This window comes from Vibrio sp. D417a (assembly GCF_030248595.1).
Taxonomy (GTDB): Bacteria; Pseudomonadota; Gammaproteobacteria; order Enterobacterales; family Vibrionaceae; genus Vibrio; species Vibrio alginolyticus.
Genome location: NZ_JAHGAM010000008.1, coordinates 91,912 through 115,645, shown reverse-complemented (window position 1 = coordinate 115,645; position 23,734 = coordinate 91,912). Strand labels below are relative to the sequence as shown.

The following is a 23,734-nucleotide window of genomic DNA, read 5'->3' as shown; positions in this document are numbered from 1 at the left end:
AAGTTAATGTTTATACTTGTGAGGCTTTATGTTTATTCTCAATTTGAGATTCATATTAGTGGACATGCTATGAGGCTGTATAAGGCAGTAGTAAAAGAAAAGCACTCGCCGACTGAGTGCTTGTAAATGAGTTCTTATGGCGGTTAGTTTCCGTACACTACGTTAGGTAAAGTGGTGATGACAGGAACACCAAGGTGTTTTTCTAATGCTCTTTTAGAGCGGATAGAGTTATCGGCTAACTCTAGTATCGCCGCTAATCCAATGCCTAAACCAGCGCCACCAATAAATCCTAAAATGACAAATACAAAACTAGGTAAGTTAGTTGGAATCGTTGGCGTGAACGGTTCATCAATGATTTTTACGCGCTTATTCTCTTCAAACTCTCCCAAAGAACCCGTTAGTTGGGCCATCTCATAGCGTTCGACGAGTTCATCATACATTTCTCTCTTCACTGCGACGTCACGAGCTAAGCGGTTGATTTCTGTTGCTGTGCTCCCAAATTGGTGCGCATTTCGCTCTAATTCTTGGATCATGTCTCGCAAGCTGTTGGTTTCTTCCGTAAGTGCTTCAAAACGTCCGCGCATCATTTGTAATTGATGTAGTTGGGAGACAAGTAGAGGCTGTGCTTCGCCAAGACTGTTTACTGTGGTATTGCTCGCGATATCCCATAGTTGAGCACTGTTTAGTTCTGGTTGTTTAGAGTTCAAGAGTACCGAGCGTTCCTGCTCCAACCGGTTTAATTCTCGCAACTTACCTTGCACTAAACTATGCGCCTCTGTGTATTTAGCGCGAAGCAGGGTAAGTTCACTACGAATGTCGATGATTTGCTCTTCCAGTTTACCGATAACCGGGTTCGTTTTGGATAGTTGTTGATCCAAACTGCCTAGACTTCGTGAAACACCAGCAAGCTCCGCCTCCTTTTCGGCTAGCGTTTGTTTGAGGCTAGCAAGGCGAGTAAGGCTTTGAGCTTGCATTTCGGGCGTCGCGTCTGAGTAAGTATTTTTATATTCTGCAAAGGCTTGCTCTGCCTTGTCTAGTTCTTCCCTACGTTTGTTGATGTGGATAGTCAAAAAATGGCTCGAATCTTTAATCGAAGAACGCTCAGGAGCCAAAAGCTGTTCGACAAAATGCTCTCTGACAGACAGCAGCATCGACTCCATTCCTTCTGATTTACCACTTTGCAATTGAATTTGAATGAAGTCTTTACCGAGTGGCTGAACAGACAGGCGCGACGCGAGATCTTTTATGATGAACTCTTGCTCTTTTGCACTCATCTCATCATTGATCAACGATTGTTCTTTTGCGACAGAATACAAAACGTGTCGGCTTTTTAGCAGAGTACTGAGTGCGCTCAATCGGTCTTTAAGCATTGTTGAGACGGCAAGGTCTTGAAGGAACGGGTTCATTTTCGCTGTCTCTTGAATAAGCATGCTGGTGTGAGCAACATAAGTCGTCGGAACCAGCTTACTTACGATGAAACCCAGCACCGGCAAGACAAGCATTGGTATAACGATCATGTAACGACGTCGCCAAGCGCCATGTAGTAATACACTAAGGTTCTCTCTCAAATCGTTCATAGCGTCCTCACTAATTTCTCAACTTGGTTGGCTCTTGCTTCCCAGCTTTGCTGTTGAACATATTGCTTTGAGTTTGCCGGGGGGGGGATCAGGTGATCGAGACTGGCACATACGTCTTCGACATCTTGAACCACATGAAGCATATGTTTGTAGGGCATTAATGCAGGAAACGGTGTGCTGATAACAGGGGTTCCTGTTGCCAAGTACTCAAGAAGTTTAAGCGGATTACATGCCTTGATTTGAGCGTTATCAACAAAGGGCAACCAACTGGCATCCCAGTGTTGGGAGTAACGTGGCAGAGTGTGATGCGCTCTCGGGCCCAGGTAGTATACGTTGCATCTTTGTGGAAGTGGATTATCACTGAACTCGTTAGGGCCGATGAACACGAGATCCCAGTCAGGCGCTTGGTCTGCGACTTGGGCAATTAAGTCGTAGTCTAACCATTCAGACAAACTGCCATAAAAGCCCAGCACTTTGCGGCCGTTGTCAGGCAAGTCTTTGGCCTTCGGTGCTGGCTCAGAAAACAGACTAACGTTGACACCATGAGGCAAAGTGACGGTTTTATGTGATGGAAACTTGGTGGAGAGTGTTTCGCTTGCCGTAAAGATAACGCTGGCCGCATTAACAAGAGTACGTTCGTGCTTGGCCACCGTGTCGTGGTCAACACCAGCTAAAGCGCTAAAGTCATCGCCACAATAGTAAATCAGTCCACGTGGGTTCATTTCTGCGCAAAGATCAGCAGCAGTCGGGAGCGACGTCCAAAATACAGGCTTATCAAAACCAAGAGCTTGTAATTGTTTGTTGAGTTGGTGTTTCATCATCTTAGCGGCCACTTTTCTTGCTAATGCAGAACTAGGGGCAGGAATGGTGAGCAAGTTGATGATGTGAATGTTTGGGTTTGTTTCAGAGTCCAATGTTGGCTTGTGTGAGCCTACGTTATGAAATACACGAGTGAGTTTGTTTAACGCACGCTGTATGTCTTTAGAATCCAGCTTAGGTTGACGAAGGCCAATGGAGTTCACCCAAAGGATTCGATGGTTCGCTGCTAGTTGCTTGACAATATGCTGAGTGGAAGAGGGTAACCCACCAAAATCTTCTCCAAATACTACGATGTCCGTCATGTGGCTCTCCTTGAGTCTTGGTTATTTGATTACTAATTAAGTGAGTAATCACAATGCGTGCCAAGGAATTAGCCATTTTAAAACAGTGAGTTATGGGTTTTGTTTATGTTTGAAACTAGGATTTCTCATTTTGACAGTCACTTTGAACAATTCGGCTAACTACAACTGTTAATGCCGCTAGAATGTAAATTGGCCAGGTGAAACCTTGAGTCAGAAAAGTGCCTGATACGATGGTACCGATAAGCCCACTTAACACGGCGTTTGCTCCTACAGAGAGGGTGTAATCTGATTTTGGTGTCAACAATGAGATGGAATGCAAAGAGGTGCGGATCAATGACACAATTAAAGTAATGAACACCGCGAGCCCGACAAAACCCGTTTCTGCTAACACGCCAAACCAAGTGCTATGGACGGCGTGGTTGATACCATCCCAGTGTGGGCTGTAGAAATAGTAATTAAAGTAGAAGTTATCTAGACCTACTCCAGTCAACGGGTGATGCAGCGCCATTTTAAATGCCGCTTCCCACGCATAAAGTCGCCCCATCGCAGAGGCATCTATACCATCCTCAGCGGCTCCCCCCGATTCTCGTCCTGAAATACCAGCGAATGCGTAGAGTACGATCGCTGCGATAGCACCTAATACCAAGACTAATGTTTTGCTTTTGATGTGTTTAAAAGCAAAGTAGGCAAATACAGACAGTGAACCTAGTAACCCCCCGCGGCTCTGAGTCTCAATTATCGCAAAGAACAAAACCAAACAGGTGATAAGGGCAAAGAGCCTGAGATGCTTGGGGGAATGCTTCTCCATCAATTGACTAACGGTAAAGGCAAGGGGAAACATCAGCACTAGTGCCAAATCGTTAGGATCGCCAAGTACGGAACCTATGGATCGTCCTATCGACACGCGCGTTCCTTCGACTAAATCAATGCCATTCGCTGCGTTTTGTAATGCCACTAGACCAATCAATAATCCGGCGAAAATAATTGCTTTTGACATCTGAGCGAGCTGTGAAGGTTTAGTAATAAGCCAGGTGATGGCCAACGTCATAATGATGATTTTCCAATAGGTGTTTTTGAACACCGTTATTGCGATATCACGACTGGAAGCGAATATGATTCCGATGATCACCAGACCCCAAAATATACACAGCCACTTTAATGAAGGGTGCCAAAAAGCTGTAATCTGGCGGCTTATAAGAAGGTGAAAGGCGAGTGCGGCGAGTGCCCCCAGTGATAACAGTAATGGGATCTTGAAGTTATAGATAACAGGAAAGGCTTCGTGAATACGAAAGAATGAAAAAATAACGAACAGTGTGACAAGCCAAAACGTTTGATTGAGAACAAACAGTAACGCGAGTGGTGCGAAACACAACGCAACAATCAAAATGGGATGAGGCATAACAATCCAAAGCAGGCCGATACAGACTGTAATCGTCAGTGCTGCGATGGACTGTTTTGTTCTCACCTTGGTTTCATTCATAACGAGTATCTCTTCACCTGTCCACGCCGTTTCACTATGTATCGAGTGAGAGCATTGAGCGTCTCTTTACTCATGTAGCGAGTGGCTATCCCTGCCAGCAAACTGCATGTCAAAATGCAAATTGCGATGGCGATGCCTATTGATTGTGAAGAGTGAAGCAGGAACAGTGCCACACCGGATATAATCTGTAATAAAACCATCAGACTTAGGTGAAAAGGCAACGTCATACATTGTTGGCCTACTACATAAGTCAGGCCCAGCTTACACAGTTGTGCGTAATAAAGCGCAATGAACACACCATAAATACCCAGAGAAGATAAGCCAAACAGCAAAGCAATCGCAACGCACGCAGAGACGACATTTATACCCAGTAGCCAGCGAGTACGACGCTTGTACAAAATGGAGATGTTAATCAACTCACTCCATTCTTTTAACATGGCGATAGGTAGCAAGAATAAGCTGAATAATACCGCCTCATGATAGGTTTCTGGCAGTAAGTAGGTGATCATCACCATTGCTAATGTGCCAACCACTACACTCAAACCTGTAATGTAAATCATACCTAAGTGTGTGATGCGCACTGCTTCAGTGTTCTTGCGCCCTTCTAAGTAGTTAAATCGACGTGGCATCCACCACATGCCAAATGGCTGCACTAAAATACACATGCCCACTGCAAATTTTACCGCTATCGCGTAAATCCCTAACGTCGCAAGAGAAGTGTTGGCACCAATGAACCAGCGTTCAGCGCCATTGAGACAAAATGCTACTAAACCGGCCATCATCATTGGTAGGCAGTAGTTTAGGTATTGTTTTGCCAATGTCAGCTTAGGAAGGGTGACATTGTAACGGTTAACAATGTGCAGCCAAACAAATTGAGTAATAGCAGCCAACAAGCCCCCCCACAAAACAGAAATAACATGGGGCTGAACAGACAGCGCCGCGACGATAAAAATGACCTGAAAAATGGTGGTAGTGACCATGACGTTAAGCAGTGTTCTTGCTTTGTCGTCTTGTGTTCTTAACCAGGCAGTGCCGATTGCAATACTGCCTTCTAAAACGATAGCAAACATAACAATAGCGAATTCGACTCGCGTAAAAGGCGCGGGAATGGGGGCGATTAAAATGATAGTGAGCAAGCTAAGAGCGACGACGCCAGCGATGAGTAAAGCAAGTGAGTACAGCTGGTTTAGTAGGCTTGTGCGCGTATTTTGATCCTGTTCAACGCCGACGAATCGATAAAGCGCTTCATGCAAAGCGAAACTGACAAACAAGGTCGTAACAACACCAAAGGTTGTTAGAAGCTCAAGCTTGCCCATTTGTTCTGGTGAGAGAAAGTGGGGCAATACAGGCAGCATGATTAGGCTGATGCTTTTATTGATCACTAAGGCGATAGCAAATAGCGTCATGTTGGTCATTGCTTTAGACATGATCATATCCTTTGATGTCTTGCGGTGTCTTGAGTGTGCAATCATTGTTGGTAGCAATTTCGCTAGCGAGGTGCTGGGCGATTGGTAAATAACAACGTTCGGCTGTGTATAGTTGAGAAACATTGAGTGCTTCGATACCCATCGTTACTTTCATCCACGGCGATTCATTCAAAAGGCGAATTGCGTTGTGTAACGAAGCCACATTGTTAGGCGTGTATTTAATACAATTGCGGCCGTGAGTTAACACGCGGTCCCAATAACTATCATCATGTGGAATGACGACACACATACCTGCAGCGAGAGCTTCCAAAATAGATAACCCAAAAGGTTCGTTGAGACTGGTGGAAACAAACACACCACACTGTGAACGCAATTCATCTAAGTTGTTTGGGCACTCATGCCATTCAACACCTTGTGTGTTGAAGTCCGGTGTTGAATATTCCACACCTGCCACATTAGGTTTGATGTAACACACGGTGGATTTGATCTTTTTCGACTCATCAAGTGTTAAAGCATCAAGCAAAAGATCGATGTTCTTCCATTTTAGTAAGCTAGCTGCCCAGAAAACGCGGCTTGAAATCGGATTCGCTTGTTTTGGCCAGCGATCTTTAGATAATCCATTAACAAACGTAGATGTATTCAAACCACACCAATAGCGTTCGGTGGCTGGCTTCTCTGTTTTGAGGTAGACCTGTAATGCTTCTACCATTGATTCGCGGGTGTTTGCCAAGTAGTAAATTGCCGATGCTTTTACTAAGCAGTAGCCAGCAGATCTCGATCGTCCAATAGGACCATGAACCATCTGTACCACAGGCTTTTTGCTAATTAATCGTAGTAAGTACAAAGGCATATCATTACTTGGGCAAGATAGGCCCAAAAAGCTATCTATTTTTGGCAGCTTCATGCACGCGTAGAGAAGTTGGAGAAAGTAGTAAGCGTTCATCAACCAGTAGGTCAGGCCATGAGTCGAGTTAAATGGTGATGGTTTTATTTTTATAACTTGCACACGCGGTGTATCACTAAGCAGTGACGCCCAATGCTCTGGATTTGTAGTGAGTAGATAACCAATCACGTTCAGCTTATCGCACTGCTTAAGGAGCTCTGCATTCGCGATTTTGGATCCACCTTGCATTGGGATGGCGTCGAACATCAATACACGTTTCATGACCGGGCTCCTCAATTGATGCTCAACCAGCGTGAAAGAGGCTTCATGCAGTGAGTCATTGGCATTGGTGTAATGGCGTTATTATTAAGTTCACCTTCGTAAATACGTTCAATAGCGTTGATAGATGCAGTCGTCGTTAAGTGCTGGCTAGCATGTAGGTAAGCGTTTTCCGCCAGCTTGTTTCTTAATGCCGCGTCTTGCATGACTTGTTGAATCGCGTTTAACAGGCTCGCCATTCCACTGTTCTGGTACAGCAATGCAGAGTGATTATGCTCGAACAACTCAGGAATGCCTCCCGTTTTAGGAGCCACGATAGGCAGTTGAGCTAAAGCCGCTTCCCCGAGCACGAGACCAAAGGCCTCTTCATAGGCGCCGCTAATAAAAGCGTCTGCATTACCACACATCCACTCTCCGGCATTGTGTTGCTCCCCGACAAAGTGCACTCGCTCTTGGATACCAAGATCCGCGGCAAGCTGTTGCAATGCTTCTCTTTCTTCGCCGTCACCAACAATAACAAGGTGAGGGTTGTGGTGGTGGTAGTTGTGCATGCGCATTGCGCGAATAAGGCGGTCGAACCCTTTGCGCTTAATCAGCGAACCCACCGACAGAAAGGTAAAGGCCTGTGATGGGATTCCGAGGCGATCTTTAATGTCGATGGGTGTATCCACGCCTTGAAGTGACACGCCGTTGTGTACGACATGAAGTTGGTTTTGCGGGTAGCCGTCCTGAAGAATTTCGCGTCCAACATCTTTGCTAACGCAAATCAATTTTGGAGAGAGGTGAAGTCCGAGAGAGAAGCGATCGCGCAATGTATAATGGCAATGAAGTTGCGTGACAAGTGGTATATGATTCATGCGAGCAGCCAAACACATCCATTGACAAGGGCCGCCGCTATTGACGTGTACCAAGTCGATGCTGTGCTTTTCGATCAAATCTGAGCCTTGTTTGATAAGGCTATTCCACCCGCTAATATCCCAGCGTGGAGCGCTCCAACCACCAACCAAATTGAAGGCTGAATGTTCCGCTTCAATTCCGAGCGATTGGCACTTATCGATTAATGGTTGGCAGTTTGACCATACGAAAGGCTCAAACTTATTGCGGTCGATTCCTGAAATGAGATCCAGAAGCACCACTTCACTGCCGCGAATCCAATTATCACCATAATGAACATATAGAATGCGTTTTGGCGTAGTCATAAGTCACCTCTGTCTCATCATTAATCTGCGTTAACTGCTGAGCTGCAATAGAGATGCCAAAATATGCCATTAGTTTATGTGATTGAATCTTATATGATATTTATGTTTGGAAGTTATCATTCTCATATTGAGAACCAATATGGATTAGTGATCCGTTTCAATTTGATATTTTTGTAGCAATACGGGAATCACACTTTGCGCTGAGAAATCATCAATGATGGTTTGTCGAGCATTCTGGCGAATGAGTGATTGTTGCGCTTCACCAATCGACATCCAGTCATGAAGACATTTAGCAAGAGAGGGAATGTCTTCGACGATAAAACCATTTTTACCCGTTTGGATAATATCTGGAAGACGACCTACACGTAAGCTCATCACGGCAATGCCTCTCGACATGGCTTCCAGCGCCGCCATTGGAAGACCCTCATAACGAGAAGAGATGATAAGTACGCTGATATTTTCCCAAACACCTTCCATATCGGTTTGATGGCCGAAGAAAGTCACGTTTGGAGGGGCAGTTTGATTAAGCGACTCTTTTTCTGGGCCATCACCGTACACACTAAACTGTAATGTTGGACAGAGCCTCGCTACCTCAATAAATTGATCGGCGCCTTTTTCCTGACTCAATCGGCCGACAAAAGCGATCTCCTGATAGTTGAGTTGACTGTTGGGAATCGAAACAAAGTTATTCAGCAGTTCTGAAGAACAAAAAACTTTGCGCTGAATACTTGGACTGACAGCAAAGCGATAGTCAGATAGGCTGCCTGAGCTTCTATCAAGCCAATCGTATAGCCATAGCTTCCCTGAGGACGATTCACCAGCATGATAAGTTGAAATCAAACGAGGAAACGTACGGGTGAGCAGTTTGGCGCAGCGCGACAAAATCGACGCTTTATAACCATGGGAGTGAACCACTGAGGGTTGGTGATTGGCGACGGCGCTTGTTAGGTGTTTAATTTTTAAAGCTTTATTGGGCTCGCCAGACAAATAGTTTAAGTAACTCACAGGGATCGCGGCTTCTTTTGCCTTCTGTACAATCTGAGCGGCTGGCGAATACTCAGTGGTTAGCACAACTCGAGCTTTGTTTCCAAAGGCGATTAATCCCCGAGCTAGCTCGATAACGTGACTTTCAATGCCGCCGAATAGACGGCTATCAAGCAAGATCCAAATTTCACCAATGGCAGGTTTATCAAGATTGTTCGAGATTAATTTCATCCGCTTCCCACGCTTGTTTTTTTCGGTAAACCGTAGATGGGCTTAACTCCAGCATGACAGCGGCGTTGAGGACGTTGCCATCACAGTACGCAATTGCGTTTTGAATTGCTTCACGCTCTACTTGCCACATAGGGCGAATGGTTCCATCAGAGTTAAAGTACGGTGAGGTAGCAGCAGAGGACGGTGTACCAGGCTGCTCCGCTGCGGTAATCGACGGTTCGACCGCAGAAGGTGAAGGTTCCTCAGTATAACCAGGTGGTGGTGTGATTGGTGCAATGTTTGCTGACTCTTGAGCAACATGCGCAGGCGTCGTTGTTTTCGTCACTTTAGACTTTTTAGTAAGTTGAGCGGGTAGGTGGCTCACCGTGACTTTTTCGTCGTTATTAAGCACCACAATGTTACGTATGATGTTTTGTAGTTGCCTTACATTACCCGGCCATTCGTAATGCTTGATGATATGTTGAGCTTCGCTGTCGATTGTTGAGAATTTCTTTTTGTCCTGTTTGGCGTAAGTGGTCAAGAAGTGCTTGGCAAGCGTGACGATGTCACTTCCTCGTTCACGTAATGGGGGCATATCGATAGGTATAACGTGCACACGGTAGTATAAGTCTTCACGAAAACGACCTTCTTCTACTTCTGTTAATGGATCTCGGTTGGTGGCACAAATGATTCTCACATCCACTTTCATTTCTCGAGTGCCACCAAGAGGAGTGTAAGTGCCCGTTTGTAGAAAGCGGAGCAACTTCTTTTGCATCTCAAGTTCCATTTCACATAGCTCATCAAGAAAAAGCGTACCACCATGTGCCAGCGTCGCCGCACCTTTTCGATCTGTTGTTGCTCCAGTAAAGGCCCCTTTAACGTGACCAAAAATCTCACTTTCCATCAAATCTCGTGGAATAGCCCCACAGTTAATTGCAATAAAAGGCTTGTCTTTACGGTCGCTCTGGCGGTGGACGGCTTCAGCACAAACTTCTTTACCTGTGCCGCTTTCTCCCACAATAAACACACTGGCAGAAGTTGGCGCAACAGCATCAATGGTCTTGTATACCGCCTGCATCGGGAGGCTTGAACCGATGAATCCGTGATAGTTGTGGCGATCAAACTTGGACTGAATATTTTCCACCAAATCTTCCAATTTGGCGCGTTTAAGGTGCAATGCAACTGACGTTTTTAGGCGATCAGCGTTTATGGGCTTTTCTAAGAAATCTTCCGCACCTTTTTGAATTAGATTAACGGCTAAGTCGACGCTGCCGTGTGCCGTAGCAATAATAACGGACGTAGGAATGTCATTCTGGTTGATCCAATCCAGCACGTCTTCGCCAGACATGTCGGGCAGTTTCAAATCGAGAATGATGAGCTGAGGTTTGCTTCTTTCAATAAATTGAATCGCTTCGCGACCTGTCTCGACATGAAAAATGTCATAAGGTTCGTCTTTCACATACTGCTTATAAAGTATGGCTAGTGAAGTAGAGTCCTCTACCAGTAACACCCTTGGTCTCATAGTCCCATCCCAACGTAGTTTGTTTCATTTTTTATGATTTTTGTCAGCACTACTATTTGGCGTTATGAGTGGTTTATTGCTCTCTAGTGCTGAAAATTCTCAATTTGAGAAAAGCGTTATTTAAGTATTAGCACAAGGTAGGAAATTTGCGAAAAATCCATACTTTTTAATTGATTAAGTTATGCCCAAATAACTTCAAGGTGTGTGGCTTGGCGAGGGTGACTGAATTTGGAGCCTAAATTTCTGAGATGATGTAGGCATCGCGCTTTATCAAACGTGATGCTTCGCTAGGGGGTAAGACACTGATACTACTCAAACCCTTGAGCTTTTCGCTTTTCTAACGCATCAAACGATTCATTGGCGAGTTGAGGAAGTGTTTCACAAAGCTCCAATGCTTTTGGTATTTTTCCTTCGACACAGTACTTCTCAATCATTCTTGCTTGTCTTGAAAGCGTTCGATTGCCTAGAGCGAGAGCAGAACTGCCCAGTGTGTGAACCTCGAACTCTAATGTTTGAAGGTCTTTTGTGCTTAATGCTTGCTCTATTTTCTCCATGCGATCGCGTGACTCTTCGACATAGTGATCAATCAAGGTAGGGATGATTTCGGCGCACGTATCTTTGATCATTTGCTGAAGAATATGCTCATCCACTAATTCTTGCTCGATAGTCAATGTGTTATTTATCGTCATAATAGCGCTCCCTATAACATAAACAGTTCGCTTTTTTTAATTTGCTGAGACAGTTTTTCTTTCCACTTTTTTGGTAAGAAACGCAGCTTGGAAACTTGGCGGATTAACTCATCTTTCAGGCTTGGTGTATGCTTCATGTTCAAGACAGAACCAATCAAGTTCGCATCGCTAGCATCGAGTAGCTTTTTGGCTTGCTCGAGCTGGGTTGCAGTCGTAGAACCATAATGCGCTACTAACAAAGTAGCATCACATACGCCAGCAATCACTTGAGGCGCAATATTGCTTCGGTTGACACTGAGAAGTGGTGATGTATCTATCACGACGCGCTCGTACTGCGTTAACCATTGTGCAATGTTTCGTTTCAGCATTGTTGGGTCTCGGTACGCTAACTGAGTGCTGGCGAGAGATGGAGCAGGGAGGCCGACTAAAGTTTGATGTGTATTCTCTCGTGTGATCAAATGGCCAACCTTCTCGTCATCATCAAATTCGTGAACAGTGTGATAAGCGGGTTTGAATAAGTTAAGGTCTACATACAAAGTATTGTGCCCTGCTAAAACCAAGCGCTCTGCAAGAGATGACGCCACGGAAGTGACACCATCTTCAGATTTACAACCCACAACACAAATCGTTTTGTGGCCTTTCTGTTCGCTCTGAAGATAAATTTGCTCAATCTCAGCGTGAGTTGCAGGAATAGTCATTACAACGCTCCTATTAACACGATGGTTGTGGTGATTTGTAAAATATCTCTTAATCCGGCCCTCGCTTTTTCAACAAAGCTTTCGTCTTTATGGGGAATGTAAATCGTGTCGCCTGCGCGAATAACTGGCAGCTCATAAATGTTGGCTGTTTTACTAAAGTTAACCAAATCAAATGTTCGGGCTTGGCCTTGGCAGCAAGACATATTGACCACACTGATCTTTTCAAGGTAGGCATTGTCAGTTGGTCCTCCTGCTTCCGCTAACAGATCAAGCACAGTCATGTTGTCATTGAATACGTACCGCCCTGGGTCTCTTACTTCACCTAATACGCGTACCGTGGACTCTTTTGAACGATCTAACCAGTTTTTGTTTTTTTCTGGAATGTAAATGGTATCACCAGGACGAACGTGGGGCAGAATTGACTCATCGCCTGTTTCAAAGTACATCGATAAATTCAATTTACTCACTTTGGCATAACCTAGGCCTCGGTGTGTGACACGGATGTTGTGAATATCTGCATCCATTGTCGGTCCATCGGCGGCAGACAAAATATCCAGAAAATGCATATCTTCGGTGAAACGATAGCGCCCAGGTGCATTGATTTGCCCGAAAACGTATATCGATGCGTCAGAGCTTTGGCTTACCCATTGCGATTTATTATCGGATGGGTCGTCAGGCAATGCATGTACCCTTACTACTGTACCAGCGGAAACTTGAGGTAGGCTTGATGTTGGTGAGCCATCCAGAATGTATTGGTCTAAGTCAAATTGTGTCATTTGACCGTTATTGGCGACTTCAATTTTGGTGGTATCAGCTCGTCGAGTTGGGCCACCAACGTGTGCAAGCAGATCAATCAAATCCATTTCGTCTGACCACTCGATACGTCCAGGGCGAACAACTTCTCCCATCACTGCGACCGCTCGACTAGGTGCTACTTTTAACCAAGACTTCTCATTGAAATCGGTTTTCTCCGGCACGAAAATCGCGTCTCCCGGTCCAACATTTGGTGGTCTGGTTGAAGATAGTCCTTCTGTATGCGCGGTAAGATCGAATTTGATGACTTTGCCATCGGCTTTTATAACGCGAATTTGGCGAGATTCCGCGTATCGAGTGGGCCCGCCAGCGTTGGCGAGGATATCCATGAAGCTAGCGCCTTGCTTGCCTTCGTATGCCCCAGGATGGGCGACTTCACCCATCACGTAAACCACATTTGCACCTGCTTTGATTTCTTCTTCCTGTTTTGGGACAAAGATGGTGGCACCTGGCAGGATCTCCGGCAGTAGGCTTTGGTCTCCAGTATCAAGGTACTTTTTCAGGTTAAACATGGTTGGGTTATTGTTTGTTATCACGCGAATTTGCTCAACACTGGCATATCGTGTCACGCCGCCAGCTCGCATTACGACATCAACTAGCGTGGTGTTTGGCTTGTATGAGAACGAGCCAGGTGCGTTGACTTCACCAAAGACTTTGATTGCACGAGCAGAATCTGCGCTGTCACCTGAATTCGCGAGTTTTGCTGCATCAAACTCTTGCTCAATATTCCCTACGAGTGGGGAAGCGGGGACAAACAAGACATCCAGTGATTCTAGTTTTGGCAGCTGGCTATTGTCACCCGTATCAAGGAAGCGTTTGTAGTCAAATTCAATGTTTTTATTTCCACGTTTCACGATCATTTTATCAAGCTGAGCCCCAGCGCGCAGGCCGCCAGCTTCGTACACAAACATTTGAATGTTGGACCCAGAAGGTAAGGTATATTCACCGGGTTTGACCACGTAGCCTTGAACGGACACTAACAACTGTTGCTGTTTAATAAAAACTCGAGCGTTGTTAACGTCACGATACACGGTCTTTAGCCTGTCGATAATCACGTCTTGGAGTTGTTGTTCATTGTAGCCGGCCACTAATACAGGGCCGACTTCTGGTAAATTAATTCGTCCACGACGATCAACCTGAAACCCTTGGTTTAACGACGCCTCTCCAGGTAAGTTAATCTGTATTAAATCACCGACCTTAACAGTATTGCTCTCATCCGCTATGGAAGAAGGTACCCACGCGACCAGACACAACAACATTAAGAGGATAAATGGTTTCATCGTGTTCATAGCGCGCCTCCTGCCGTTGGGTTGCGGTTTATTGAGGTATCGCTATCTGAATTAGGGCTAATAACCTCGATGCTTACTCGACGATTAGTTAAACGCACGGCGGATGTTTCACCTTCATAGAGTGGCAGGTTATCTCCGACAGATTTGGTAGTGACTCTCTCTGAAGTGATACCAAATACGGTTAGGTAACGCTTTACTTGTTCCGCACGCGCTTGAGCAAGTTTCTGGTTGTAATCGGGTGTTCCAGTTGCATCCGCATGCCCCGTTACTACAAGAGATAGGTTGGGGTGGTCACGTAAAATGTAGGCTGCTTCTGCCAAATGTCCCATGTACTTCGGGTTGATTTCTGCTGAATCGACAGCAAACTGGTTGTCGATATTAAGTAGTGCATAGATATCCGAGACTATGTTTAGGTCGCTACGTAGTGCTTCAATATCATCGGGCGGTGTGCAAGTTGTTTGGCTCAGTACGTAGTCGAGTTGTTGTTCGAGCTGGTTTAAGCGTCGACGCTGAATCACAAGGTCGTTGGCAGCGTCGAGTAAAAGCCCACCTTCTAACTCGCGCGCAATTCTATTTTGTTTTTCAAGGGCCTGAACAACTGCCGCAGGAAAACACCAGCGCGCGCCCTCTTGGATTAGTGCGTCTAGATGTAACTTGGTCAATTGCCAATCAAACCTTAACCCATGTTCTGGACCTAAAGGCTCGTCAGGCATTACTGGGGAAAACTGATAATTCTCGATCGAGATATCTTGATAGCTTTCCGCCAAGCCACCTTTCCCGTGTTCTGGGTAGTCAAACGACGAACAACCAAACATGCCGACAACAAGACCGCTTACTGCATATCGTCGTAAAAGATTTACCATGCCAACCTCCGTTTAAACCGGTATTTTTAGTGTCCTTTTGAGTTAACGGGAATGGCATGGTTGATACGAAGCAAGCTCATGATTTCTAAAGGTTGGCCTGATACGTTTTCAATACTCATGCTTCTTTCACGTTCAACTAGACGCTTATATAAGTAAACAATGGCACCAATCCCTGAAGAATCAAGAAATTGGACGTGCTGTAGGTTAATTTCGACTTCTTTGTGATGATTGTTGTGAATTACTTCATCAATGTGATGTTGTGCTTGTCGACAGCCACTTGCGTCTAAGTCACCAAAAAACTCAATGGCTAACTTGTCTTGATTGATTTCTAGTTTGCGTAATTCCATGACTCTGTCTCCGTTTGTTTTTCTAATTGGATATAGAGCAGGTAACGTGCCAATTTTAAACTATTTAAAAATCAAAAGTTTAAGCGCTGTTGATGATATTGTTCAATTTGAGAAAGGACTGATTCTCAAATTGAGAATCAAAAACGCACAGAAAAATGGTTTGCTTATAAGAGGTGTTGAACCTAAAGAAGTCATTAGAGCGGGGGATCTCGTCATGATTAGATTCCAACTCGATTGACGAACCATCCGCCTTAAGTGAATAACGTGTAACGACTAAATGCAAAACCTGTCTAAAGTTTATGATTATCTTTGCAAATTATTACTAATGTTGATTGTTATGAGTCGAAGAACAACTAGTAATAAATAGGTCATCGAGAGGACTTACGTTTCAATAAAGACGATTTTTTGTACAAGGTCTTCTTATGCCATTAAAAATGACATTAATTGCGCTGGCTGTTATGGCAGCGTCTTCACAGCTTCAAGCGGATACTTCTCTCGCACCACCAGTTTCTCTTGCACAAAGCTATCAGGATGGCATTGATGTGTCTGAATATTGGTATAGCGAAAAACTTGATGGTGTTCGCGCTTATTGGACTGGGCAACATCTCGTGACGAGAAATGGTAATCGAATCTACGCCCCAGATTGGTTTACAGGACCTTTGCCTGATTATCCGTTGGACGGTGAACTTTGGGCTGGGAGAGGTAACTTCCATCTTGTTCAGCAAACGGTATTAGATAAAACTCCTGTAGAGTCTGCTTGGCGACATATCGACTTTATGATCTTTGATATGCCATATTCCGCTGGTGATTATCGGAAGCGTTATTACAACATCAAAGATTTAGTGCTTGAAGTCGACCAGCCTCATATCAAATATGTCGAGCACCGAGCCATTCAAAATGAAGCTCATCTGTTCACACAGTTGGATAAAATTTCAATATCCGACGGTGAAGGGGTGATGTTGCGGAAGGTATCAAGCCGCTATCAGGCTGGACGCGGTAGTGATTTGCTTAAACTAAAACGATACGCAGATGATGAAGCGTTAGTTGTGGGTTATAAGCCAGGAACAGGGCGCTTATTAGGTATGATGGGAGCAATGTTAGTTCGCTTACCAAATGGCATTGAGTTTTACATCGGTAGCGGATTTACCGATGAAGTGCGTCGCCAGCCTCCGAAAATTGGTTCAACCATTACATTTAGATATAACGGTTTTACACATACTGGTAAACCACGTTTTGCTCGATTCTTGCGTGAAAGGTTGAAGGAATAGAACGCTCTGCACTTACTAGTTGCCAACGGTTACGCCACATCGTTTGAAGAGACCCTGCCAAAACTGAACGTGGTTTAGGGTTTCTTGCCTAAATGTCCTATGTGCCTCAATGATGCCATACTGGTGACCATGGAGTTGCATACGGTTCTCCACCAAAGTGGCACCATCATTAAGTTGTTGATAGGTACTGTCTAAATAAGCCAAATAAGGTTGCACTTCTTCAACGTAAATGGATTGAAAGACATTTCTTAAGTAGCGGAACTGAGCGGTGTCTCTGTTCGGCCCGCACAATACATTGCTCTGGTTCTGCTCAAGTAGCTGAGTTGTCGCTTTTAACCAAAGGGATGTGTTTACCATTGAATAGTAAAGTCGTCCGAGTAAACGAGATTTCTCTAACTCTTCTTGATATTGCGTAACTTCCACATCGGGTAGACGTGAGACCGCGCGGTGGGGTAAATCATACATTTCGCTGAAAATACGATAGACATCGTTAATGCGTGCAATATCATTCGTCGTGTCTTGAGATAGCCAATCAGAGGCAGTTAGTTGCTTTTGCATGGCATCACTTACGAGTAGTAAGTTGTCGAGATGAATGTCTAAATGTTGCCACTTGGTTGAGTAAAGCTCTGTCAATGTCGCGCGTTCTTCATCGCTAAGTGGAAATTCGGATAAACATCGATTCATGACTCTTAAAAGGGCAGTTTGATAATCAAAATCATGAAAGGCATCCTGCACCTTTCCAAGTTGTGAGTTTTTCTCGGCAAGTAAATTAAAGAGTCCGCACTGTCGTAATTGATAGCTCTCTAGCAGACCAATAGATAGCCTTGGCAATGGCTCGAACAAAACGCGTTTCGCAGGAATCGTTACCGTAGACTGTAATTCTATTGGAATAGCAGGAACGTCCAATACATTGGCTACACGTTGATGATACTTATCAAACATGGCGTTCTCTGGATTGAACCAGTTATCACAACCATTAAGAATCAAGATTAAGAACAATAAAATAGACCGCACAAATATCCTTTTTTATAACTTCGTATCCGTTGTCTAGAGAGCAAAATCAACCGCTTCGCAATCTTGTTATAAGTATACTCAACCGTGTGATTATTCGATCAAAAAAGCCAGCGGATGCTGGCTTTTTTTACTTTTTATTGAACTGAAAAGTTCAATTGCACTTCTGGCTCTTGGCGATGCATCCAACGCATTCTGACGCCTAACATAAAGGCCGCTGAAGATAGGCCGATGATAAAACCAAGCCAGAAGCCTTGTGCTCCCATTGGCTCGACAATCCAGTCTGTACGGCCAAGGACGTAACCAATTGGCAGCCCAAGAATCCAATAAGCAATAAAAGTACGGTTGAAGATAGCTCGCATGTCTTTATAGCCGCGTAATGCACCAGCTGCGATCACTTGAACCGCATCCGTACATTGATAAACAGCGGCAAACACGAGCAGGTGCATCGCTAGAGTGATTACCTCTGGGTTGCTAGTGTAAAGCTCGGCGATCCACTCACGAGACAAGACGGTTAAAATCGCTGTGAGAACGGACAAAGCTAGACCAACCATAATGCCGACTCGTGACGCTACGCGCGCGCCATCGACGTTTTCTTCACCAAGTCGATGGCCGACACGAATGCTTACTGCTGCACCAATACTCATTGGTAGCATAAATACCAACGAGGAGAAGTTAATCGCGACTTGATGCGCTGCCACAATGATAGGACCCAGTGGTGAAACGAGCAGTGCAACAACAGCAAACAGTGTCACTTCAAAAAACAGCGCTGCAGCAACAGGAAAGCCGAGCTTGAATAGACGAACTTGCGCTTTCCATTGTGGGCGATGCCATTCTCCAAATAGGTTGATGCTTTTCAATCGCTCTGATGTCATCACGTACAGCAATAGCATGGCAAACATGACCCAGTAAACAATCGTGGTTGCTACACCACAGCCAACACCGCCTAATTCAGGTGCACCAAACTTGCCGTACACGAAAATCCAGTTTAGAGGAATGTTGAGCAGCAAACCGATAAAGCCAATAACCATTGCCGGTTTCGTCAATGACATACCATCCGTAAAGCTTCTAAGCGTTTGGAAAAGTAAAAAAGCGGGTACTGCTAATATAACGGCATGAATATATCCCACCGTTTTTTCAGCCATCAGTGCTTCAACATCCATCAGCCCGAGAATAAACTGGGTTTGAAGCAGGACTGCAATTATCGGCACACTGATCAGCAATGCCAAAACGACGCCTTGCTGAATTTCAAACGGGATTTTCACTCGACGACCAGAGCCATTTAACTGTGCGACAACAGGGACCAATGCCATTAATAAACCCACCCCAAACAAAATGGATGGTAGCCAAATACTTGAAGCGACAGAAACCGCAGCCATGTCGGTGGCGCTAACGCCGCCAGCCATTACGGTATCAACAAACCCCATACCAGTTTGAGCGACAGATGCGATCAATACCGGGGTCGCCAATTTGATAAGACTTGATGCTTCTTCTTTATAGCGATGCACGAAAAATACTCCAGAGCGGAACAATAAGTTGAAAGAATGAGAGTACTCGAGGGCAAAAGATGTGGTGAACGGATCTGATGGTTGATTTTAGTCACGATAAGGTGAAAAAATGCCTCGGAGAAACTCCGCGCAAATGATAAACAATTGTATGTTTATATTCCATAGCTAGGTAGTGAATAGTCGATAACACTGACTGGACGCTCTCTACGCTAAGGATACGCTTTTACTGAGAACAGCAGCGAATCATGGTAATGTTGAAACATGCATGAGAACAAACCAGTGTTCATTGAGCCATGGCTTTATCGTCTGCGGTCTTTATTTCCGGCCCGTAGCGCAGTGTTTAGGGCTTAGTCTTCGACTACAGTTGGTATTAAATCAATAGGTAAAAAGAAATGTTTACAGGAATAGTTCAGGGTACGGCGAAGGTCGTTAAAATTGATAAAAAAGAACGCTTTCAAACGCACGTTGTCGAGTTAAGCGATGAACTTTGTAAAGGGTTAGAAATTGGTGCATCCGTTGCACACAACGGATGTTGTCTAACTGTGACTAAGATCGAAGGCAACCTTATCAGTTTTGATTTAATGCAAGCGACATTGGCTCTTACTAATTTAGGTCGGCTGGTGGAAGGGGATAGCGTAAACATTGAGCGCGCGGCTAAGTTTGGTGACGAAATAGGCGGGCATAGCATGTCTGGTCATATTAGTTTAACGGCAGATATTGTCGATATCATCGATACGCCCAATAACCGCACGATTTGGTTCCAACTGCCGCAAGAATCAATGAAATATGTATTAGCGAAAGGTTACATCGGTTTAGATGGTTGCTCGCTAACTATTGGTGAAGTTGAAACGTGTCGTTTTTCAGTACATCTAATTCCAGAAACCTTGCAGCGAACGCTTTTCGGAGTGAGACAAGTAGGGGAGCGCGTTAATATTGAGTTTGATCCTCAGACTCAAGCAATTGTTGATACTGTTGAGCGCGTTCTTGCAGCAAAACAGCTTTAGAATGAGAAAAAGGAGCCTAGTGCTCCTTTTTCATTTAAGCGTTTTTATATTTCTGATGTTCACATGCTCGAGCTGCTATTCGTAATTGTCATCGATAAATAGTTCGACCTTATCTTGTAACTCATCCACTCGCATATTTAGGTGGATAGCGTGGCAACAAGCTGGGCAATCATCATAAAACTCTTGGTCACCATTACTTGCATCCAATGTAATGCCGATAGAGTGTCCGCAATGCGGGCACTTTACATACCTTTCGGTATAATTTTTCATACAACAACTCCTAATCTCGCAGGGCTTTTAAACACACTATTCATCAAGGAAGCACAGCCCTTTACTTACTTTGCCTACAAGGAAAATAGGCACAATCCAAAGTTAAGTCTCCTTTGATATTAGGTCGAGTTGTTGCTAATTGAGTCGAAATAAGTACAAAACTTGACCCCAAACTCAACCTTGAGCTTAGGGTGATTTTCTGTAGTGATGTGCCTCGAGATTTTACATCTTGAAATATGCAGTGGCTTCCAAATTAATAAGAAATGATTTTATTAATAACCAGTTGAGCCTGTTCCAAGTAATGGCCGCCAAACAAATTACAATGGTTGAGAACATGGTAAAGGTTATAGATATCTTTACGTTCCTCATAGCTTGAAGAAAGTGGCATAACCGATTCGTAGCCTTGATAAAATTCTGGTTGAAATCCACCAAAAAGCTCTGTCATCGCAATATCACACTCCCTGTCCCCCCAATAGCACGCAGGATCGTAACAGATAGGACCGAATGCAGTGAGTGCCGCATTTCCATTCCATAAATCGCCATGCAACAAAGAAGGTTCCGGAGCATGGTTTGCTAGCCGCTGTTTTACGACATCGATAAAGTCATCGATATCAACCAAGGTGACGCCTTTTTCTTTAAGGAGCTGTAATTGCCAACCTATGCGTTGCTCAGCAAAGAATACACACCATTTCTTGTGCCATTTGTTGGGCTGTAGAGTCGAACCGAGATAGTTGTCGGTATCAAAACCAAACTCTTTTTGCTCGCCCCACTGGTGTAGGTGAGCTAATTGTTGCCCAAATTTAAAGCTGTTGGGACCATCTTCTAATGGTTTCGTTGGAAGGTAGTTAAGAATTAGGAATGAGGCATTTTTGGTTTTACCAACCAATACCACCTCAGGTACAAATAGGGTGGATGTTTCACGCAAAAGATGCAGGCTTTCAGCTTCTACCTCAAACTTAGACAAAAACTCGCGATCGTTAATTTTCACAAAATAACGTTGCTCGCCATCATTGATCATGTAGCTTTCACTGATATCCCCACCAGACAGCCTTACTTTTTCCGTGATCTGGTAATCGAACAATAAAGTATCAGAAAGCTGTTGCGATATTGCTTGCCACATACAAAACCTCGCGAATCTATTTGACCACCAATAGTTTAGGATAAATAGCAGGGAGTTGGCGCTATGTTGAGCATACTTAGTAAAGAAACCTTCCTCTTAGTGTAGTCAATTTGTATAAATGTGAATCAAATCGCTTATAAGCCTCTGATTTGTTGGCTTAGCATATGGAGATGAACGTTTACAACAGGTATTATGATTTTTTTGACGTTAGTTCCATTGGTGGCATGAAAATACTGATATGTGATGACTCAGCTGTTGCAAGAAAGCTTATTGCGCGTTCTATCGTACAAGATACATCATTGCATCTTATTGAAGCGCAAGATGGTTATGAGGCGCTTAATATTCTTGCTGAGCAAAATATCGATATTTTGTTTCTCGATTTAACGATGCCCATAATGGATGGTTTTGAGGTCCTCGAATCATTACCTGTTAGCCAGTACCCGACCAAAATCGTCATTATTTCTGGAGATGTTCAACAAGAGGCAAAACAGCGCTGTCTCGATCTTGGTGCTCAAGCTTTTATCGCTAAGCCTCTGACAGAAGAGCAGGTGCTCCCACTATACGAACAATTAGGGCTGCATTATGCGTTCAAACCTAGTCATTCGGTTGATTCTAAAAACCAGGGTTGCGAAGAGCTTTCCTTACTAGCCAAATTCCGTGAAATTGCGAACATTGCCCTTGGTAAAGGGGCTGCGATTATGGCTGACCATTTACATGAGTTCATCCAACTTCCTGTTCCTCATGTTGGACCGTTGTCCTACGGCGAGCTTCATATGACACTGGTTGATGTGGTTGGGCGTGACAGTTCCGTTGCGGTAGCGCAGAGGTTTGTCGGTGGTGGTATTCACGGAGAGGCACTGGTGTGCTTACGTGGTAGGGATATCAATCAGATTGGGGAAAAATTAGGTTACCTCCTTGAGTTTACGCCTCATAATGAAATCATCTTGAATATCTCTAACCTACTGGTCTCGTCATTTCTCACATCATTGGGCGATCAACTCGACAAGCAGTTCTCACTTCGTCAGCCAGGCATTGTGGATACCTTAACACCTTATTGTGAAGAGCAAGGCGAGTTGGGTGAGCTCTTTACTATCGAATACACCTACATGGCAGAAGCGCTCGATTTCGAGTGCGAGGTACTGTTTTTAATTGATAAGCCATCCGTAGAAATAATCTATGAAATCATGGAGCTAATCTAATGTCCGATATCACGCTGGACATAGCAGACTTTCATTGGGTCACACAAATTCTCGATACGATGGATTCAGGGCTTATTGTTTTGGATCAAGAGTATAAAGTGTGTGTGTGGAACAGTTTTATGCAGTCATACAGTGGCATTCTATCACAAGAAATTCTTGGTGAATGTTTATTTGAGCATTTTGAAGAGCTGCCAAGAACTTGGCTAGAAACCAAGATAAAAGCTGCCGCCGATCTGGAAACTCGTTCTTTTTCTAGCTGGGAAAACCGACCGTACCTTTTTAAGTTCAACAATTTTTCTCCGGTTTCAAACAGCAGTGATTTTATGTATCAAGATATCGTGATCACGCCGTTAATTGGGCTTTCAGGAGAGGTCAGCCACATAGCGATTCAAGTCAATGATGTTTCTGAAACTGCGAGAAATCGCATTCATTTGAAAGAAACAAATCAACATTTGTCGGAAATCAGTCGCAAAGATGGTTTAACAGGTTTATTTAATCGCGCTTATTGGGAGCAATCATTGAAAGATGAGTTTGCTCACTTAAAAGTTATCGACGGACCATGCTCATTAGTAATATTCGATATCGACCACTTTAAGAAGGTGAATGATACTTATGGTCACCCGACAGGGGACGAAGTCATTCGTCGAACCTCTGCCTTGTTGAGAAAAACAGCAAGAAGCAGTGACATCTGCGGTCGTTTTGGTGGTGAAGAGTTTACGGTACTACTTCCTCACACAAACCAGGAGCAAGCTTGCTATTTCGCAGAGCGTTTGCGCAAAAGAATTGAGCAAGAGATCGTGAAAGTGGAAGATTTTTTGATTAATTACACGATAAGTATTGGTGTTTGCGAGTATAAGCCTTATTTTGAAACTCACACTCAATGGTTAAAGAGTGCCGATGCTGCGCTGTATCGTGCAAAAGAAAATGGTCGTAACCAAACCTGTTTGCATGAAAATGACTGAAATATAAAAAG

The 23,734-nt window shown here is 44.3% G+C and carries 21 protein-coding genes; 4 read left to right on the top strand and 17 right to left on the bottom strand.

The window, feature by feature from the left end:
* Positions 1-143: 143 nt before the first annotated feature.
* The 13 genes from KI742_RS09535 to KI742_RS09475 form a co-directional block, all read right to left on the bottom strand.
* Positions 144-1,577, bottom strand: coding sequence for a chain-length determining protein (locus KI742_RS09535; protein WP_285386015.1), 1,434 nt, complete (start codon positions 1,575-1,577; stop codon positions 144-146).
* The gene (locus tag KI742_RS09530; RefSeq protein WP_285386013.1) at positions 1,574-2,698 is read right to left on the bottom strand and encodes a glycosyltransferase; all 1,125 of its coding nucleotides are present in this window, start codon (positions 2,696-2,698) and stop codon (positions 1,574-1,576) included. Before KI742_RS09530 ends, KI742_RS09535 begins: the two co-directional genes overlap by 4 nt.
* Before the next feature lie 115 nt (positions 2,699-2,813).
* Entirely contained in the window at positions 2,814-4,178 is a 1,365-nt protein-coding gene (locus KI742_RS09525) for an O-antigen ligase (RefSeq protein WP_005377645.1), read from the bottom strand.
* Positions 4,175-5,605, bottom strand: a complete 1,431-nt coding sequence (locus KI742_RS09520) for a lipopolysaccharide biosynthesis protein (protein ID WP_285386011.1) — start codon at positions 5,603-5,605, stop codon at positions 4,175-4,177. The genes KI742_RS09525 and KI742_RS09520 overlap by 4 nt, the downstream gene beginning before the upstream one ends.
* The gene (locus KI742_RS09515) at positions 5,598-6,770 is read right to left on the bottom strand and encodes a glycosyltransferase (RefSeq protein WP_213877484.1); all 1,173 of its coding nucleotides are present in this window, start codon (positions 6,768-6,770) and stop codon (positions 5,598-5,600) included. Before KI742_RS09515 ends, KI742_RS09520 begins: the two co-directional genes overlap by 8 nt.
* Positions 6,771-6,781: 11 nt before the next feature.
* Positions 6,782-7,966, bottom strand: a complete 1,185-nt coding sequence (locus tag KI742_RS09510) for a glycosyltransferase (RefSeq protein WP_285386009.1) — start codon at positions 7,964-7,966, stop codon at positions 6,782-6,784.
* Positions 7,967-8,110: 144 nt separating this feature from the next.
* Complete coding sequence (locus KI742_RS09505) at positions 8,111-9,181, bottom strand: glycosyltransferase family 4 protein (protein ID WP_285386007.1); 1,071 nt, start codon at positions 9,179-9,181, stop codon at positions 8,111-8,113.
* Positions 9,156-10,682, bottom strand: coding sequence for a sigma-54 dependent transcriptional regulator (locus KI742_RS09500; RefSeq protein ID WP_213866531.1), 1,527 nt, complete (start codon positions 10,680-10,682; stop codon positions 9,156-9,158). Before KI742_RS09500 ends, KI742_RS09505 begins: the two co-directional genes overlap by 26 nt.
* 308 nt (positions 10,683-10,990) lie before the next feature.
* Positions 10,991-11,371, bottom strand: coding sequence for an Hpt domain-containing protein (locus tag KI742_RS09495; RefSeq protein WP_005377636.1), 381 nt, complete (start codon positions 11,369-11,371; stop codon positions 10,991-10,993).
* Between the two features lie 11 nt (positions 11,372-11,382).
* Positions 11,383-12,069, bottom strand: a complete 687-nt coding sequence (locus tag KI742_RS09490; protein ID WP_017820661.1) for an AAA family ATPase — start codon at positions 12,067-12,069, stop codon at positions 11,383-11,385.
* Positions 12,069-14,171, bottom strand: a complete 2,103-nt coding sequence (locus KI742_RS09485; RefSeq protein ID WP_258500886.1) for an SLBB domain-containing protein — start codon at positions 14,169-14,171, stop codon at positions 12,069-12,071. The genes KI742_RS09490 and KI742_RS09485 overlap by 1 nt, the downstream gene beginning before the upstream one ends.
* Positions 14,168-15,034, bottom strand: a complete 867-nt coding sequence (locus KI742_RS09480; RefSeq protein ID WP_017634930.1) for an OmpA family protein — start codon at positions 15,032-15,034, stop codon at positions 14,168-14,170. Before KI742_RS09480 ends, KI742_RS09485 begins: the two co-directional genes overlap by 4 nt.
* A 26-nt stretch (positions 15,035-15,060) precedes the next feature.
* Positions 15,061-15,381 (bottom strand): STAS domain-containing protein, encoded by a 321-nt coding sequence (locus KI742_RS09475; RefSeq protein ID WP_017634929.1) that lies wholly within the window; start codon positions 15,379-15,381, stop codon positions 15,061-15,063.
* A 422-nt stretch (positions 15,382-15,803) separates the two neighbouring features.
* Here KI742_RS09475 and KI742_RS09470 point away from each other — a divergent pair, with 422 nt between their 5' ends.
* Positions 15,804-16,649, top strand: coding sequence for a DNA ligase (locus KI742_RS09470; RefSeq protein WP_086046755.1), 846 nt, complete (start codon positions 15,804-15,806; stop codon positions 16,647-16,649).
* Between the two features lie 15 nt (positions 16,650-16,664).
* Here KI742_RS09470 and KI742_RS09465 read toward each other — a convergent pair whose 3' ends face one another.
* Both KI742_RS09465 and KI742_RS09460 read right to left on the bottom strand, forming a co-directional pair.
* Positions 16,665-17,663: a DUF3080 domain-containing protein gene (locus KI742_RS09465; protein WP_285386005.1), complete on the bottom strand. Its 999-nt coding sequence runs from the start codon at positions 17,661-17,663 to the stop codon at positions 16,665-16,667.
* Between the two features lie 134 nt (positions 17,664-17,797).
* Positions 17,798-19,168, bottom strand: a complete 1,371-nt coding sequence (locus KI742_RS09460) for an MATE family efflux transporter (protein ID WP_005377626.1) — start codon at positions 19,166-19,168, stop codon at positions 17,798-17,800.
* Positions 19,169-19,560: 392 nt separating this feature from the next.
* Here KI742_RS09460 and KI742_RS09455 point away from each other — a divergent pair, with 392 nt between their 5' ends.
* Positions 19,561-20,172: a riboflavin synthase subunit alpha gene (locus tag KI742_RS09455; protein WP_205460947.1), complete on the top strand. Its 612-nt coding sequence runs from the start codon at positions 19,561-19,563 to the stop codon at positions 20,170-20,172.
* Between the two features lie 75 nt (positions 20,173-20,247).
* Here the strand turns inward: KI742_RS09455 and KI742_RS09450 are convergent, their stop codons facing one another.
* Both KI742_RS09450 and KI742_RS09445 read right to left on the bottom strand, forming a co-directional pair.
* Entirely contained in the window at positions 20,248-20,442 is a 195-nt protein-coding gene (locus KI742_RS09450) for a CPXCG motif-containing cysteine-rich protein (protein ID WP_017634925.1), read from the bottom strand.
* A gap of 253 nt (positions 20,443-20,695) precedes the next feature.
* Complete coding sequence (locus KI742_RS09445; protein WP_005377623.1) at positions 20,696-21,562, bottom strand: fructosamine kinase family protein; 867 nt, start codon at positions 21,560-21,562, stop codon at positions 20,696-20,698.
* Positions 21,563-21,786: 224 nt separating this feature from the next.
* Between KI742_RS09445 and KI742_RS09440 the strand changes: the two genes are divergently transcribed.
* Complete coding sequence (locus KI742_RS09440; protein ID WP_021033872.1) at positions 21,787-22,761, top strand: response regulator; 975 nt, start codon at positions 21,787-21,789, stop codon at positions 22,759-22,761.
* Positions 22,761-23,723, top strand: coding sequence for a GGDEF domain-containing protein (locus KI742_RS09435; protein ID WP_005389546.1), 963 nt, complete (start codon positions 22,761-22,763; stop codon positions 23,721-23,723). Before KI742_RS09440 ends, KI742_RS09435 begins: the two co-directional genes overlap by 1 nt.
* The last annotated feature ends 11 nt before the right edge of the window (positions 23,724-23,734 follow it).

Excerpts from the sequence above, each read along its gene's own strand:
- KI742_RS09470 (WP_086046755.1), top strand. The coding sequence starts at position 15,804 with ATGCCATTAAAAATGACATTAATTGCGCTGGCTGTTATGGCAGCGTCT.
- KI742_RS09480 (WP_017634930.1), bottom strand. The coding sequence starts at position 15,034 with ATGGTAAATCTTTTACGACGATATGCAGTAAGCGGTCTTGTTGTCGGC.
- KI742_RS09435 (WP_005389546.1), top strand. The coding sequence starts at position 22,761 with ATGTCCGATATCACGCTGGACATAGCAGACTTTCATTGGGTCACACAA.
- KI742_RS09445 (WP_005377623.1), bottom strand. The coding sequence starts at position 21,562 with ATGTGGCAAGCAATATCGCAACAGCTTTCTGATACTTTATTGTTCGAT.
- KI742_RS09450 (WP_017634925.1), bottom strand. The coding sequence starts at position 20,442 with ATGAAAAATTATACCGAAAGGTATGTAAAGTGCCCGCATTGCGGACAC.
- KI742_RS09535 (WP_285386015.1), bottom strand. The coding sequence starts at position 1,577 with ATGAACGATTTGAGAGAGAACCTTAGTGTATTACTACATGGCGCTTGG.
- KI742_RS09515 (WP_213877484.1), bottom strand. The coding sequence starts at position 6,770 with ATGAAACGTGTATTGATGTTCGACGCCATCCCAATGCAAGGTGGATCC.
- KI742_RS09490 (WP_017820661.1), bottom strand. The coding sequence starts at position 12,069 with ATGACTATTCCTGCAACTCACGCTGAGATTGAGCAAATTTATCTTCAG.
- KI742_RS09485 (WP_258500886.1), bottom strand. The coding sequence starts at position 14,171 with ATGAACACGATGAAACCATTTATCCTCTTAATGTTGTTGTGTCTGGTC.
- KI742_RS09525 (WP_005377645.1), bottom strand. The coding sequence starts at position 4,178 with ATGAATGAAACCAAGGTGAGAACAAAACAGTCCATCGCAGCACTGACG.
- KI742_RS09455 (WP_205460947.1), top strand. The coding sequence starts at position 19,561 with ATGTTTACAGGAATAGTTCAGGGTACGGCGAAGGTCGTTAAAATTGAT.
- KI742_RS09505 (WP_285386007.1), bottom strand. The coding sequence starts at position 9,181 with ATGAAATTAATCTCGAACAATCTTGATAAACCTGCCATTGGTGAAATT.
- KI742_RS09440 (WP_021033872.1), top strand. The coding sequence starts at position 21,787 with ATGAAAATACTGATATGTGATGACTCAGCTGTTGCAAGAAAGCTTATT.
- KI742_RS09500 (WP_213866531.1), bottom strand. The coding sequence starts at position 10,682 with ATGAGACCAAGGGTGTTACTGGTAGAGGACTCTACTTCACTAGCCATA.
- KI742_RS09510 (WP_285386009.1), bottom strand. The coding sequence starts at position 7,966 with ATGACTACGCCAAAACGCATTCTATATGTTCATTATGGTGATAATTGG.
- KI742_RS09530 (WP_285386013.1), bottom strand. The coding sequence starts at position 2,698 with ATGACGGACATCGTAGTATTTGGAGAAGATTTTGGTGGGTTACCCTCT.
- KI742_RS09520 (WP_285386011.1), bottom strand. The coding sequence starts at position 5,605 with ATGTCTAAAGCAATGACCAACATGACGCTATTTGCTATCGCCTTAGTG.
- KI742_RS09495 (WP_005377636.1), bottom strand. The coding sequence starts at position 11,371 with ATGACGATAAATAACACATTGACTATCGAGCAAGAATTAGTGGATGAG.
- KI742_RS09475 (WP_017634929.1), bottom strand. The coding sequence starts at position 15,381 with ATGGAATTACGCAAACTAGAAATCAATCAAGACAAGTTAGCCATTGAG.